1 protein-coding gene is annotated in these 611 nt (G+C 50.2%); it reads left to right on the top strand.

Going from position 1 to position 611, the window contains the following annotated elements; translation table 11 throughout:
- The coding region (locus tag R7Q09_RS26775; protein ID WP_318144027.1) for an EAL domain-containing protein at positions 1–611 on the top strand (611 nt) is incomplete at both ends.

Raw genomic sequence — 611 nt, forward strand, 5'->3', positions numbered from 1 at the left:
GCCTCATTATCAGCCGCTCATCGATCTCGCGAGTGGTAACGTATGTGGCGCCGAAGCTCTAGCTCGCTGGAATAGCGAAAGCGGTATGATCTCACCATTAGATTTCATCCCAATCGCGGAAGAAAGCGGCATGATCAAAGCCATTGGCCAACAAATCTTGCTGCAAGCGTGCCGAGACACATACAAAGCCATCGAGAACAAACAGTGGCCGTCAGACTTCCAATTGCACGTGAACATCTCGGTCAATCAGCTCTCCTGTCCGGCGTTTGTCGACACCGTGACACGAGTGCTGGATGTCACCAAGCTGCCCGCCAAAAACCTCACGTTAGAGATCACCGAGTCGCGCATTATTGATAGCGCACCAACGACTCTGGAAAACATGACGAAGTTGCGTGATATGGGCATTGGCATTGCCATTGATGATTTTGGTACGGGTTACTCTTCTCTTGGTTATCTGCATTCACTGCCGTTCACTTGCTTGAAGATCGATCGCACGTTCATCAATCAGCTCACCAAAGAGAACCTCGACAGCTCAGTAGTAGCCGCAGTGATCAATATCACCGCAGGATTAAAAACCAATGTCGTGGCAGAAGGTGTAGAAGACAGCACGC

It is taken from the genome of Vibrio sp. 2130-1 (assembly GCF_033339515.1).